At 71.4% G+C, this 14,973-nt stretch carries 9 protein-coding genes; 7 read left to right on the top strand and 2 right to left on the bottom strand.

The features are described from left to right. The first annotated feature begins 66 nt into the window (after window positions 1-66). The 7 genes from smc (at window position 67) to AB0I28_RS08205 (ending at window position 11,613) form a co-directional block, all read left to right on the top strand. Window positions 67-3,627, top strand: coding sequence for a chromosome segregation protein SMC (gene smc, locus AB0I28_RS08235; protein WP_357490924.1), 3,561 nt, complete (start codon window positions 67-69; stop codon window positions 3,625-3,627). A gap of 129 nt (window positions 3,628-3,756) precedes the next feature. Beyond that, complete coding sequence (gene ftsY / locus AB0I28_RS08230) at window positions 3,757-5,001, top strand: signal recognition particle-docking protein FtsY (RefSeq protein ID WP_357490922.1); 1,245 nt, start codon at window positions 3,757-3,759, stop codon at window positions 4,999-5,001. 12 nt (window positions 5,002-5,013) lie between these two features. Beyond that, window positions 5,014-5,802 (top strand): aminoglycoside phosphotransferase family protein, encoded by a 789-nt coding sequence (locus AB0I28_RS08225; RefSeq protein WP_357490920.1) that lies wholly within the window; start codon window positions 5,014-5,016, stop codon window positions 5,800-5,802. A 34-nt stretch (window positions 5,803-5,836) separates the two neighbouring features. Next, a complete protein-coding gene (locus AB0I28_RS08220) occupies window positions 5,837-7,366 on the top strand; it encodes an FAD-dependent oxidoreductase (RefSeq protein ID WP_357490918.1) in 1,530 nt (509 codons plus the stop codon). Between the two features lie 191 nt (window positions 7,367-7,557). Further along, window positions 7,558-8,865 carry an ammonium transporter gene (locus tag AB0I28_RS08215; protein ID WP_357490916.1) on the top strand — a complete coding sequence of 436 codons (1,308 nt, stop codon included), beginning with the start codon at window positions 7,558-7,560 and terminating at the stop codon, window positions 8,863-8,865. Window positions 8,866-8,983: 118 nt separating this feature from the next. Then, entirely contained in the window at window positions 8,984-10,513 is a 1,530-nt protein-coding gene (gene ffh / locus AB0I28_RS08210; RefSeq protein ID WP_357490914.1) for a signal recognition particle protein, read from the top strand. A 5-nt stretch (window positions 10,514-10,518) separates the two neighbouring features. Then, a complete protein-coding gene (locus tag AB0I28_RS08205) occupies window positions 10,519-11,613 on the top strand; it encodes an amidohydrolase family protein (protein WP_357490912.1) in 1,095 nt (364 codons plus the stop codon). 103 nt (window positions 11,614-11,716) lie between these two features. Here the strand turns inward: AB0I28_RS08205 and AB0I28_RS08200 are convergent, their stop codons facing one another. Continuing rightward, a complete protein-coding gene (locus AB0I28_RS08200; protein WP_357490910.1) occupies window positions 11,717-13,567 on the bottom strand; it encodes an AAA family ATPase in 1,851 nt (616 codons plus the stop codon). After that, window positions 13,564-14,949 (bottom strand): hypothetical protein, encoded by a 1,386-nt coding sequence (locus tag AB0I28_RS08195; RefSeq protein WP_357490908.1) that lies wholly within the window; start codon window positions 14,947-14,949, stop codon window positions 13,564-13,566. The genes AB0I28_RS08200 and AB0I28_RS08195 overlap by 4 nt, the downstream gene beginning before the upstream one ends. Between the last annotated feature and the right edge of the window lie 24 nt (window positions 14,950-14,973).

Here is a 14,973-nt window from a genome sequence, read left to right as displayed (position 1 = left end):
GCCTGCCAGGGCAGGACCACCCGACCGCTTCCCCCTCAAGCGTCCGAGACCGACCACGGAGCCCGCGTGCACCTCAAGAGCCTGACCCTGAAGGGTTTCAAATCCTTCGCGTCCGCCACCACGCTGCGCTTCGAACCGGGCATCACCTGCGTGGTCGGCCCCAACGGCTCGGGCAAGTCCAACGTCGTCGACGCCATCGCCTGGGTGCTGGGCGAACAGGGCGCCAAAGCCCTGCGCGGCGGCAAGATGGAGGACGTCATCTTCGCCGGGACCACCGGCCGCGCCCCGCTGGGCCGCGCCGAGGTCACCCTCACCATCGACAACTCCGACGGCGCCCTGCCCATCGACTACACCGAGGTCTCCATCACCCGCCGGATGTTTCGCACCGGCGAGGGCGAGTACGAGATCAACGGCGACCGCTGCCGCCTCCTCGACATCCAGGAACTGCTCAGCGACTCCGGCATCGGCCGCGAGATGCACGTCCTGGTCGGACAGGGCCGCCTCGACGGGATTCTGCACGCCAAGCCCGAGGACCGCCGCGCCTTCATCGAGGAGGCCGCGGGCGTCCTCAAGCACCGCAAGCGCAAGGAGAAGGCGCTTCGCAAGCTGGAGTCGATGGGCGCCAACCTCAACCGCCTCAACGACCTCACCGCCGAACTGCGCCGCCAGCTCAAGCCCCTCGGCCGCCAGGCCGACCTCGCCCGCCGCGCCGCGGGGATCCAGGCCGACCTGCGCGACGCCCGCCTGCGCCTGCTCGCCGACGAGCTCACCCAGCTCCGCGACACCCTCGCCAAGGACGTCGCCGACGAGAGCGCCATGCGCACCCGCCGCACCGAGGTCGAGACCGCCCACCGCAAGGCCGGCGAGGAACTCGCCGACCTGGAGGCGAAACTCGCCGCCGACGCGCCCGCCCTGGCCCGCGCACAGGAGACCTGGTACCGCCTCTCGGCCCTCCAGGAGCGCCTGCGCTCGACCAGCCAGCTCGCCGGCGAGCGGCTGCGCTTCCTGTCGGCCGAGACCGCCGACGAGCGCCCCGGCCGCGACCCCGAGATCCTTGAGGCCGAGGCCGTCCGGGTCCGCGAGCAGGAGATCGAGCTGCGCGAGGCCCTCTACACCGACCAGGCGAAACTCGCCGCCGCCGTGGAGACCCGCCAGGAGACCGAGCGGTCCCTGTCGGAGGCGGAGAAGGCCCTCGTCGCCGCCGTCAAGGCCGTCGCCGCCCGCCGGGAGGGCCTGGCCCGCCTCGCCGGGAAGGTCAACGCCCTGCGCACCCGCTCGCAGGCCGCCGAGGACGAGATCGCCCGCGCCTCCACCGCACTCGCCGAGGCCCGCGAACGCGCCGAGATCGCCACCGGCGCACACGAAGAAGTCAAGGACCAGTCCGAGACCGCCGACGCCGGCTACGCCGATCTGTCCGAACGCTACGAGGAGGCGCAGAACGCCGTCGCCTCCGCCAAGGCCCGCGTCCGCGAACTCGCCGACGCCGAACGCGCCGCCGACCGCGAGGCCACCCAGTGGAAGGCCCGCGAGGAGGCCCTCGCCATGGGCCTGCGGCGCAAGGACGGCGCCGGAGCCCTCCTCGGCCGCGCCGACGCCGTGCCCGGCCTGCTCGGCAGCGTCGCCGCCCTCCTCGCCGTCGACCCCGGCCACGAGGCCGCCCTGGCCGCCGCCCTCGGCGGGCTCGCCGACGCCGTCGCCGTGTCCGACGTCGACGGGGCTCTCGCCGCGCTCGCCCTGCTCAAAAGCGACGACGCCGGCCGCGCGACCCTCCTCATCGGGGCCGAGGCCACCGCGGCCGAGGACTCGATCACGCTTCCCGAAGGCGCGCGCTGGGCCGCCGGCCTGGTCCGCTCGCCCGCCGAGCTCACCGGCGCCGTCCGCCAGGCCCTCGCCGGAACCGTCGTCGTCGCCGACCTCGCCGCCGCCCGCGACCTGCTCGCCGCCCACCCCGCGCTGACCGCCGTCACCGCCGAAGGCGACGTCCTCGGCGCGCACCGCGCGGCCGGCGGCTCGGCCAAGCAGCAGAGCTACATCGAGGTGCAGGCCGCCGTCGACGAGGCCCGCGACAAGCGCGCCGAGGCCGAGCAGCGCACCGAGACGCTGCGCAGCCACCTGTCGGCCGCCCGCGACGAGACCGCCGCCCGCGAACGCGAACTCCAGACCGTCGCCGCCCTGCGCAAGCAGGTCGACCAGCGCAACAACGAGACCGGCCGCAGGCTCGCCGAACTCGGCGCCGCCGCCCGCTCCGCCGTCGCCGAGGTCGAGCGTCTCGTCGCCACCCGCGACAAGGCCGAGGCCGCCCGCGACACCGACTTGGCCGGCCTCGCCGAACTCGAGGAGCAGCTGCGCCTGGCAGAGGACGAGCCCGACGACGACGATCCGTCCTCGGCCGAGCGCGACCGCCTCGCCGCCGGCCTCCAGCAGGTCCGCCAGAACGAGATGGAGATCCGCCTCGCCGTCCGCACCGCCGAGGAGCGCGTCGCCGCCCTTTCCGGCCGCGCCGACGCCCTCGCCCGCCAGGCCCGCCAGGAGCGCGAGGCCCGCGAACGCGCCGAGGCCCGCCGCCAGGCCCGCAAGCGGGGAGCGGCGATCGCCAGGGCCGTCGCCGACGGCGCCCGCGTCGTCCTCGGCCGCATCGACCAGTCCCTGACGCTCGCCGCCGCCGAGCGCGACGAGGCCCAGCTGGCCAAGAACGCCCGCGAGGCGGCTCTCACCGACGTCCGCAAGACCGTCCGCGAACTCACCGGCGAGCTGGAGCGGCTGACCAGCGCCGTCCACCGCGACGAGGTGGCCCGCGCCGAGCAGCGCCTGCGCATCGAGCAGCTGGAGAGCAAGGCCGCCGAGGACTTCGGCCTCGACCTGGACACCCTCATCGAGGAGTACGGCCCGCACCAGGAGATCCCGCCGACCCCCGCCGAGATCGCCAAGGCCGAGGATGACGGCAGGCCGATACCCCTCCCGGTTCCCTACGACCGGCCGACGCAGGAGAAGCGCGCCGCCCGCGGCGAGCGCGAACTGGCCCTGCTGGGCAAGGTCAACCCGCTCGCGCTGGAGGAGTTCGCCGCCCTTGAGGAGCGCTACAAGTTCCTCTCCGAGCAGCTCGACGACCTCAAGAAGACCCGCAAGGACCTCCTCCAAGTCGTCACCGAGGTCGACGACCGGATCCTCCAGGTCTTCACCGAGGCATTCCACGACGTAGCCCGCGAGTTCGAGCACGTCTTCGCCACCGTCTTCCCCGGCGGTGAGGGGCGCCTGATCCTCACCGACCCCGATGACATGCTCACCACCGGCGTCGAGGTCGAGGCCCGCCCGCCCAACAAGAAGGTGAAGCGGCTTTCGCTGCTGTCGGGCGGCGAGCGCTCGCTGACCGCGCTGGCGATGCTGTGCGCGATCTTCAAGGCGCGCCCGAGCCCGTTCTACCTCATGGACGAGGTGGAGGCGGCTCTCGACGACGTCAACCTCGGCCGCCTGCTCAACCTGCTGCGCCAGCTGCAGGAGACCAGCCAGCTGCTGGTCATCACCCACCAGAAGCGGACCATGGAGGTCGCCGACGCGCTCTACGGCGTCAGCATGCGCGGTGGCGTGTCGCAGGTGATCAGCCAGCGTCTCAACGAAACCGAGGACTGACCGCGTCGGGCGGGCGGGCGCGGTGGCCGTAAGATCGGCGAGCCCGGGCCCGGCCGCGCGCGGTGAGGAACTTCATCGGCCGTCGTCCGGCACCGCCCCATAAGCATCGACGTCTGCAAGGATTCACGCATGGACAACTGGTGGCTCTACGCCGTGGTCGCGCTCGTCGTCATCATCGGCGCCGCGCTCCTCGTCGTACCCCGACTCCGCAAGGGCGGCGAGCGAACGCCGCCGGAGCAGGTGACGAGGGACGAGCCGCCGGCGGCGACCGGGACGGTCACCGAGGAGCGGCCGCCCGCTCCCGAGGCCGCGGTCGAGGCAAGCCCCGAGACGCCCGTGGCGCCGCCCGTCGTGGCCGCTCCCGAGGTCGAGGTGCCCGAGCCGACCGTCGGGCGCCTGGTGCGCCTGCGGGCCCGTCTCGCGCGTTCCCAGAACGCCATCGGCCGGGGTCTGCTGAGCCTGCTGGCCAGCGACAAGCTCGACGAGGACGTGTGGGAGGAGATCGAGGGCACGCTCCTGGCCGCCGACGTCGGCGTGCAGCCCACGACCGTCATCGTCGACCGCCTGCGTGAGCGCACCCGGGTCCTGGGCACCCGCAACGCCGCCGAGCTGCGCGCGCTGCTCGCCGAGGAGCTGACCGTCGCCCTCGATCCCGACATGGACCGGACGCTGAACACCGAGCCCCGCGACGGCAAGCCCGCGGTGATGCTCGTGGTCGGCGTCAACGGCGCGGGCAAGACCACCACCTGCGGCAAGATCGCGCGGGTCCTGGTCGCCGACGGCCGCAGTGTCCTGCTCGGCGCGGCCGACACCTTCCGCGCCGCCGCCGTCGACCAGCTCGCCACGTGGGCGCACCGGGTCGGCGCCGAGGTCGTACGCGGTGAAGAGGCCGCCGACCCCGCCAGCGTCGCCTTCGACGCGGTCAAGCAGGGCATCGAGTCGGGCGTCGACACGGTCCTGATCGACACCGCCGGGCGGCTCCAGAACAAGGCCGGGCTCATGGACGAGCTCGGCAAGGTCAAGCGCGTCGTCGAGCGGAGTCTGTTGGCCGGCTCGCAGGCTTCGCCGGGCAACGGTCCCGTCTCGGAGACCCTGCTCGTCCTCGACGCCACGACCGGCCAGAACGGCCTCGAACAGGCAAGAGTGTTCACCGACGTCTGCGACGTGACCGGTGTCGTCCTCACCAAGCTCGACGGGACGGCCAAGGGCGGCATCGTCATCGCGGTGCAGCGCAGGCTCGGAGTTCCGGTTAAGCTCGTCGGACTCGGTGAAGGTCCCGACGACCTCGCGCCGTTCAATGTCAGCGACTTCGTGGACGCGTTGCTCGGTGACGAACGAGACGCGAAGGTCTCCGGGGCTGATCCTCGTACGTGACGGTGGTGGTCGGTGACGCAGCAGGAGGTTCCGCTCCACGGCGGTAACACCAGTACCGTGGTGCGGCTCGGTGACACGGTTCGCCGGAACACGGGTCCTTGGACCCCGGCGGTCCATTCGCTTCTTCGGCATCTGGAGGTACGTGGCTTCACCGGGGCCCCCCGGGCCCTGGGCAACGACGAGCACGGCCGCGAGGTCCTGTCGTACCTGGAGGGCGAGTGCGGGGAGTACCCCCTCGCTCCCCATTGGACGACCGACGAGGCCCTCCAGACCGTCGCCACGATGCTGCGGATGTTCCACGACGCCCAGTACGGGTTCGTGCCGCCGCCGGGCGCGGTGTGGCGCTCCTTCGGGCCCCCGCCGCCCGACACCGAGGTCATCTGCCACCACGACGCCGCTCCGCACAACGTCATCTGGCGCCCCGACGGGACCCTCGCCATGATCGACTTCGACCTGGCCTCGCCGGGCGCGCGGATCTACGACGTGGCCTACGCGGCCTGGACCTGGGTGCCGCTGTTCACCGACCGCGACTCCTACACGCTCGGCTGGAAGCGGCCCGACCGGCCGCGCCGCCTGCGCCTGTTCGCCGACGCCTACGGGCTTTCGGCGCGCGACCGCGCGCGCTTCATCCGGGTGATCCGCAAACGCATCGTCGACCACGTCGAGGGCATCCGGCGGATGGCCGCGGCCGGCGACCCCGCCTTCGTGCGGATCGTGCACAAGGGCCACCTCCGCCGGCCCGTTCGCGACCTTCGACTGCTCGATCAGGAGAGGTTCATCCTCGACCACGCCCTGCGCTGATTAGGTGGGCCGTGTGCGGGGTAACACCTGTGACATGGGCGCCGTCGGGGGTCATCACGAGTCGTACTGGACGGACACCGCGCCGTCCCCCTCCTATCCGATGCTCTCCGCCGACCTCGACGTGGACGTCGCGGTCATCGGAGGCGGCATCGCCGGTCTGTGGACGGCCTGGGAGCTCGCCCGCGCGGGCCGCTCGGTCGTGCTGGTCGAAGCCGAGCGGATAGCCGGCGGCACCACCGGGCACAACACCGCCCAGGTCACCGCCCTCCACGGACTCCTGTACTCCTCCATCGCCGCCGGCCTCGGCGAGGAGACCGCCCTCGGCCACGCCCGCGCGCAGCGCGACGCCCTCGACCTCCTCGCCGCGGCCGTGGACTCCGTGGGCGCCGACTGCGACTTCGAGCGCCGTTCGGCCTACACCTACGTGACCGGCACCGACCGGGTCGACGCGATCCACCGCGAGGTCGACATCGCCCAGCGCGCCGGACTGCCGGCCGCCTTCGTCACCGAAACCGGCCTGCCCTTCGGCGTCACCGGGGCCATTCGCGTCGAGAACCAGGCCCAGTTCCATCCCCGCCGCTTCCTGCTCGCGCTCGCCGAGGACTTCCGGCGGCTCGGCGGGCAGATCTTCGAGGGCACCCGTGTGGTCGGGCTGGAGGAGGAGTCGCGCTGCCGCGTGACCGCCGAGTCGGGCTGCGTGATCATGTCCGATGCCGTGGCGTTGTGCACGCACTATCCCGCCTTCGACCCCTTCATGCACTTCTCGCGCCTGGTGCCCCGCAGCGAGCTCGTCATGGCCGGGCCCATCGAGGCGGCCGACGACCCCGAAGGCATGTTCAACACGCCCGAGAGCGGAGTCCGCTCCGTGCGCACCGCTCCATACGCCGACGGCAGGCGTCTGCTGATCGTCACCGGCGAGGCCCACGCCCCCGGCGCCGGATCCACCCGTGAGCGTTTCGACCGCCTGGCAACCTGGACGGCCGAACACTTCGGCACCGACGAGTCCTTCCGCCGCTGGTCGGCGCAGGACAACACCACCGCCGACGGCCTGCCCTACATCGGCCGCCTCAGCCCCGGTTCCGAGCACGTATTCGCGGCCGCCGGATTCGGCGGCTGGGGGATGACCAACGGCGTCGTCGCCGGACGCCTCCTGTCCGACCTCATCAACGGCGAGGACACCGACCGCGCCGCCCTCTACGACCCCGCCCGGCTCAACCCGCGTCCCGAGAAGCGCGACATGATCCGCGCCAACCTCGCCGTCGCCGGCCGCTTCCTGACCGGCCGGATCCGCCGCAGGCCGCGCATCCGGACCGTCGGCGACCTCGAACCCGGCCAAGGCGCCGTCATGCAGCACAAAGGCGAGCGCTGCGCCGTCTACAAGGGCGACGACGGCGAGATCTGCGCCCTGTCGGCGGTGTGCACGCACCTGGGCTGCATCGTGAGCTTCAACGACGCCGAACGGACCTGGGACTGCCCCTGCCACGGCTCGCGCTTCGACGTCGACGGGCAGGTCCTGCACGGCCCGGCGATCGACCCCCTGGAGCGCAAGGACATCGACGGCTGACGCGCGGGCCCGCGCCCATATCCACGCGCACCGGTCCCGATCGCCCGCCCACCGCCGATTGTGAGCGGAAGTTCACCGCCTCGAAACATCAGCTTCCATATCCGTAACACGCACGGATCCCGTGCGAAACACCGCTGTCCGACGCTTTCTCCACGTTCACCTAAACGGAAGAGAACCGGAGGGACCGCGGCATGGAACTCGACGCCGGTAACACAGCCTGGGTGCTGATCGCCTCAGCACTCGTACTACTCATGGTGCCCGGCCTCGCCCTGTTCTACGGCGGCCTCACACGCGCCAAGAGCAAGGTCAACATGCTGATGATGAACCTCTCGGCACTGGCCATCGTAAGCCTCCTGTGGATCGCCTACGGATACAGCGTCGCCTTCAAGGGGACCAACGAGATCATCGGCGACTTCTCCGCCGCCGGGTTGCGAGACCTGGAGGAGGCGGTCACCTCGACCGGCATTCCCGAACTGCTCTTCGCGGTGTTCCAGATGATGTTCGCCGCCATCACCGTCGCCCTCGTCTCGGGCGCGGTCGCCGAGCGCATGAAGTTCAGCTCCTGGCTCGTCTTCGCCGTCGTCTGGGCCTCGGTCGTCTACTTCCCCGTCGCCCACTGGGTGTGGGGCGGCGGCTGGATCGGCGCCAACGGACTCGGCGCCCTCGACTTCGCCGGCGGCACCGCCGTCCACATCAACGCCGGCGCCGCCGCCCTCGGACTCATCCTCGTCCTCGGCAAGCGCATCGGCTGGCCGCACCGCGACCACAAGCCCCACAACATGTCCCTCGTCCTGCTCGGCACCGGCCTGCTGTGGTTCGGCTGGTTCGGCTTCAACGCCGGCTCCGAGCTCGCCGCCGACGGCATCGCCGCGCTGGCCTTCATCAACACTCAGGTCGCCACGGCCGCCGGCGTGGTCGCCTGGATGGTCGTCGACTGGATCCGCCTGGGCAAGCCCACTCTGCTCGGCTCCTGCGGCGGCGCCGTCGCCGGTCTCGTCGCGATCACCCCCGCCTGCGCCTTCGTCGAGCCGCTGGGCGCGCTCGCCATCGGCCTCATCGCCGGCGCCCTGTGCCCCTTCGCGATCCTGCTCAAGAAGCGCCTGGGCTACGACGACTCCCTCGACGTGGTCGGCGTGCACCTGGTCGCCGGCGCGGTCGGCTCGGTCCTGATCGGCGTCTTCGCCGTCGGCGACCTGGTCCCCGAGGGCACCGGCGCGGGCCTGCTCTACGGCGGCGACGTCTCCCTGCTGGGCAAGCAGGCCGCCGCCGTCGGCGCGGTCGCGGTGTACTCGGCGGTCGTCGCGGCGATCATCGGCCTGGTGCTCAAGGTCACGATCGGCCTGCGCGTCCCGGCCGAGGGCGAGGCCGCGGGCATCGACACCCACGAGCACGCCGAGGAGGGCTACGTCCTCGCCTACGAGGACGAGGAGCCCCCCGCGGCCGCCGTGAGCGAGGCCGAGGAGAGCGAAGAAGGAGAACTGGTGGGCGCCGCGAAGTAGAAGGCGGCGCTCGGCACACGGCCCGCGACGGGGTAGTCGCGGGCCATGTGCCATGCCCGGCGCAAGCCGGATAGGCTCGACTGGACCTGCTATGAGTTGACAGCGAGGACGACCACCAGTGTTCGACACTCTTTCCGAGCGCCTGTCCGGTATTTTCAACCAGCTGCGCGGCAAGGGGCGTCTCACCGACGCCGACATCGACGCCACCGCGCGCGAGATTCGGCTCGCGCTGCTTGAGGCCGACGTCGCGCTGCCCGTCGTACGGACCTTCATCGGTCACGTCAAGGAGCGCTGCCGCGGCGCCGAGGTGTCCAAGGCCCTCAACCCTGCCCAGCAGGTCATCAAGATCGTCAACGAGGAGCTCATCGCGATCCTCGGCGGCGAGTCGCGCCGCCTGACCTTCGCCAAGCAGCCCCCGACGGTGATCATGCTCGCCGGCCTCCAGGGTGCCGGTAAGACGACCCTCGCGGGCAAGCTCGCGCTGTGGCTGAAGGGGCAGGGCCACGAGCCGCTCCTGGTCGCCGCCGACCTCCAGCGTCCCAACGCCGTCGAGCAGCTGAAGGTGCTCGGCGAACGGGCCGGTGTCGAGGTCTACGCGCCGCAGCCCGGCAGCGGCGTGGGCGACCCGGTGTCGGTGGCGAAGGAGTCCCTCGCGCACGCCACCCGTCACGCCCGCGACATCGTGATCGTCGACACCGCCGGCCGCCTCGGCGTCGACGCCGAGATGATGGCCCAGGCCGCCGCGATCCGCGACGTGACCAAGCCCGACGAGGTCCTGTTCGTCATCGACGCGATGATCGGTCAGGACGCGGTGACCACCGCTCAGGCCTTCCGCGACGGCGTCGGCATCACCGGTGTGGTCCTCTCCAAGCTCGACGGCGACGCCCGCGGCGGTGCCGCACTGTCGGTCCGCGAGGTCACCGGCCAGCCGATCATGTTCGCCTCCACCGGCGAGAAGCTCACCGACTTCGACGTCTTCCACCCCGACCGGATGGCCTCGCGCATCCTCGGCATGGGCGACATGCTGACCCTCATCGAGCAGGCCGAGACGGTCTTCGAGGAGGAGCAGAAGGAGCGGATGACCGCCAAGATGCTCGGCGGGGAGTCGTTCACCCTCAACGACTTCCTCGAGCAGCTCCTGGCCGTGCGCAAGATGGGCCCGATCGCCAACATCCTGGGCATGATGCCCGGCATGGGGCAGATGAAGGACCAGATCGCCGACCTCGACGACAAGCACCTCGACAAGGTCACCGCGATCATCCGCTCCATGACGCCCGGCGAGCGCGAGGACGCCAAGGTCATCAAGGGCTCGCGGCGCATCCGCATCGCCAACGGCTCGGGCACCACCGTCAACGACGTCAACCAGCTCATCAACCGCTTCTTCGACGCGCAGAAGATGATGAAGCAGATGGGCGGCATGATGGGCATGCCCGGCGGGCGGAAGGCGACCAAGTCGCCGACCATCAAGCGCAAGGGCAAGAACGGCAAGGTCAAGAAGCGCAATGTCCGCTCCGGCGGGATCGCCGGCGGCATGTTCGGTCCGAAGCCGCAGCTGCCGCCCGGCGTCGACGCCGACCCCTCGGGTCTGCCCGCCGACTTCCAGATGCCCAGCATCGACTTCGGCAAGCTGGGCAAGAAGAAGGATTAGCCGCGGTGCCCGGCGAGCTGGAGCCGCTGCACGTCCGCGCCGTCCTGCTGCCCGGCGACGAGGTGACCGACCTCTACCTGTACGGGGACACGGTCACCTTCGAGCCGATCGCGGGGGCGCGCACGATCGTCGACGGCGGTTACGTACTGCCCGGTCTCGTCGACGCGCACTGCCACATCGGCATCAAGCGCGGCTCGGCGCCGGTGACCTCTCTCGACGAGGCGCGCGCCTTCGGTGCCGTGGACCGCGACGCCGGTGTGCTCGCCATCCGCGACGCCGGTTCGCCGTTCCCCTATCCCGAACTCGACGACGACCCCGAGCTGCCGCGCCTGGTCCGCGCCGGGCGGCATCTCGCCCCGGCGAAGCGGTATCTGCGCGGTGTGGCGATCGAGTGCACCGCGGAGGAGCTGCCGGCCCGCGCCGCCGAGCAGGCGAAGCTCGGCAATGGGTGGATCAAGCTGGTCGGCGACTGGATCGACCGCGCCGAAGGCGATCTCGGTCCCACCTACGACGCATCGGTGCTGGCCGCCGCCATCGACGCCGCCCACGAGGCGGGCGCCAAGGTCGCCGTGCACACCTTCGGGGAGGAGGCGGTCGCCGCGGTGGTGCGGGCGGGCGTCGACTCCGTCGAGCACGGCACGGGACTGTCGGCCGGACTGATCGACGAGATGGCCCGGCGCGGGACCGCGCTGGTCCCCACGATGATCAACATCGCCACCTTCGACGACATCGCTGCGCACGCCCACCCGAAGTTCCCGGTGTACGCCGACCACATGCGCCGCCTCAAGACCGGGTTCCCCGAGGTCGTGCGCGCCGCCCACGAGGCGGGCGTGCCGATCTACGTCGGCACCGACGCCGGCGGCGGCATCGACCACGGCCTCGCCGCCGAGGAGATGATCCTGCTCAACGAGCTCGCCGGGATCCCCGCCGACGAGGTCATCGCCGCGGCGAGCTGGCGCGGCCGCGAATGGCTCGGCTTCGCCTCCCTCACCGAACGGGGCCTCGCCGACCTGGTCGCCTACGACGCCGACCCGCGCCAGGACCTGCGGGTCCTGCGCGACCCCAAGCGGATCGTGCTGCGCGGGCGGGTCTGGAAGTAGGGGCACGGGAGTCGCGGCACCGACGGCGGCCGCCACCGGCGATGCCGATGAGCGATCACGGGAATACCCGCCGACGGCCGGGCCGGCAGAACCGGCCCCACCCTCAACCCTTGCGCAACCGCGCCATCTCCGCGACCGCCTCCACCCACACCCGCTGCTTCTCCGGCGTCTGCCCGACCAGGTACGTCGCGCGCAGCTTCGGCGGAAGGTGCCGCAGCAGCCGCGCGACCACCGCCATGTTGTCGCGCAGCTGCGAGACCTCGGCGTTGGCGAACACCTGGTGCACCAGGTCGGTGTCGTCGGTGCCCTCGTCGTTGGCGCCGGCGGCGGCCAGCAGCCGCGCCTCCCAGCCGTCCACATCGGACGCCAGCTCGCGCAGGCCGATCGGGCGCCGGTCGGCCAGACGCGCCTCCAGGCCCGAGAGCGAGACCGGCGCGTAGTCACCGTCGCCGAGGTAGATCAGGCCCGTCCGCAGCGGCTGCTCATGCCGGTGCAGCTTGATCAGCCGCTCCATCGTCCGCTTGGTCACCCACTCGCGGCCCTCGTCGTCGATGTCGTTCTTCCACCACTCCAGCACGACCTCGGCGGTGTCGCCGTAGGTGTCGATCAGCCACTGGTTGGCCGGGATGTCGTCGGGCGACACCTCGAAACTCACCGTGAAACGGCTCGCCTGCGCCACGTTGTTGCTCGACACCATCAACTTGCGGCCCAGGTGGTACGGCGGGTTCTGCAAAGCGATCTGCGCCTTCAGGTTCCGGATCGGCCGGCCCGCCAGCGTCCACTCCTGCGTGACCTCCATCAGCTTGGCGAAGGCCGCCTTGTCCTTGGGCCTGTTGTACTCGTCCCAGACCAGCACCTTCGGCTCCGGACCCAGCAGACTGCGCGTCAGCAGCGCTTCGAGGCTCCCGTCCGGCGTCGGCACGGGCACGCACAGGTCCTCCACATTGGTCACCGGCAGCGAGAAGTACACCGCGTCGCGACCGGTCTCCTCACGCACGACCTGCCGCGTCACCGCCGTCTTCCCGCACCCCGGCGGCCCCTGGAGCAGCACCGCCCACCGGTTGCGGATCGCGGCCCGCAGGATCCGCCGCACCGGGTCGGCGACCATGTCCGGCGGCGAGACCCCCAGCGCCGAGGCGATCCGCCCCAGGATCTCGCCGGTCAGATCCCGCGGCTCACCGTTCGCGCGCGTGTCGGAAAGACTCAACCGCGCACCGTTCAGCAGCGGCAGCCCCCACTCCAGCGGGAACCCCTCCCTCGCGCAGTCCAGCACGTGCTGGAGCGTCCGCGGCGACAGCAGCTGCCGGATCTCGGGACTCTGCGACGACCACACCCGAAACACCGGCGCCAGATCCCACTGCGGAAAGCGCGCCGAGAGGAACCGCCGCCACGACGTGTCGTTCGCCGTGATCCGCACCGTCACCATCCGGTCGAGGACCGCCAGGTCACTGCGCCGGGCACTGGTCTCTGCCGAGGACTCGTTGTCGGTCAGGAAGACCCCGACACAGCCCAGCTCACGCAGATCGTGCTCCCCGAGCGTCCAGTCGCAGGCGATCTGCATCAGCTGCGACTGGATCGTGTCCCCGGCCTGCAGCGAATCGTCCAGCAGCAGCACGAAGGGCCGCCCCGGATTCAGCTGCTTCATGATCAGCTGCCGCAGCGCCAGCCCGCCCTGCCCGTCGCGAACCGGCGCGTTGACCAGCAGGTCGTCCGGCGTCAGGTTCGCCGCCGGGACCAGCACCACCTCCGTCCCCGGAAAACGCTTCGGTATGTAGGAGAGGAAGGTCGCCGTCTTGCCGATCCCGTGCTCGCCGAACACCTGCCCGGTCTGGCCCATCGCGATCATCGCCTCGATGAACCGCTCCAACTCCGAGGGCTCCGGCTTGGCCTTCTTCGGCGCCTTCGCGCCGACGGTCCGGTTCGGACCCGGTCCACCGGTCATCAGTTCCGTCATCGTTCTCCCGTGGTGACGCGATGGCAGGCCATCGGCGGCTCCTGTCGTTGCGGCCAGTCGTCGCCGCCGTCGGTGATCAGCCAGATCCACTTGCCCGGCTCCGCCGGCGACACGACCGGCGCGTAGCCGTCGGTCACCATGATCACCGCGTCGGCCTTCTCCTCGAAACGCCGTCCGTCGACCTCCAGCCGGCCCTCGGCGTAGTCCACGACGTTCTGGAAGTTCGTTCCCCCGCCGCCCAGCACCCGCTCACCCGGCTTGAAGGGCATCACGATCCCGTCGAAGCTCAGCCAGTGCGTCTCCACCCCGTCGGTGCTCCCGACCAGCGTCGTCAGCCACTCCACGACATCGTCGGACATCGATCCCGACGTGTCGAAGGCGACCAGCACCACCTTCGTGCGCTCCCGCCCCCGCCGCGACAGCATCGGCTCGTGCCCCAGCGCCAGCAGCACCGCGCCCAGCTTCTTCGGGTAGACGAGGCGCTCGCCCTCGCGCAGCTTCGACGCGAGAACGTCGATCAGCCAGCGCTTCCACCACTCGACCCGGCGCGTCCTGGGCGTCTGACCGCGCAGCGCCGCGATGCCGAGGTCGCCCCACATCTTGCCGAGCTCGCCCTCCTCACCGCCGCGACGGGCCATGTCGAGCAGCTCCCCCTTGGCGGTGCCGTTGCCGCGCCGGGCCTGCCGCATCGTCTCCTCCAGCACGGCCCGCCCGACGCGGCCGACGGTCTCGCCGTCGAGGGGCACGCCCCTGCCGTGGTCGTCGGCGTGAATGCACAGGATCGTCGGGACCGGCGGATGCGCCATGCGCTTGAGTTCGGCGTAGACGGTCAGATCGGTGTCCACGAAGTCCTCATAGGACAGTGGGGCGAGGCCCTGTTCGACGAGATCGGCGTGGTAGGCGGCGTGGATCTCGGCGGGGTCGACGCCGGTCGGGCGCGTGGTCCCCTCGTCGTCGATCGTCTCGGCGGGCAGCGCCGAGCGGCCGAGCCTGCGCATCGCGACATGGTTGATGCTCACCTCGGCGGCGAGCGTGAAGACCGGGTCGGCGCGCAGCTCGGCATCGACGTGGAGGTGCCGGTGCACGAGGTGGCGCGCCTCATGGAACAGCACGAACTTCACCCCGGCCACGTCGAGCCGGCAGAAGAAGTCGGGGTTGTACAGCAGCGTGCACACCCCGTCTCCGCCCGCCACGACCGCCGCCGTCGCGATCGCCGTCGTCGGGATCTGGTGGTGGCACTTGGCGTACAGCCAGGAGGCCACGACGCTCTCACCGATGCCGAGGTCCAGCAGCGCCGACTCCTTCAGCGCGCGGGCCCGCTCGATCACCTCCGGCTCGGCCGGCTCGTACGCGAGCAGCGCGCGCCGGTCGGTCAGGTCCACGGCACGGCACCCTGGGTGGCGGTG

Origin of the sequence: Phytomonospora sp. NPDC050363 (assembly GCF_040655735.1) — a bacterium.
Taxonomy (GTDB): domain Bacteria; phylum Actinomycetota; class Actinomycetes; order Mycobacteriales; family Micromonosporaceae; genus Phytomonospora.
This window is presented reverse-complemented; position numbering and strand designations above follow the sequence as displayed.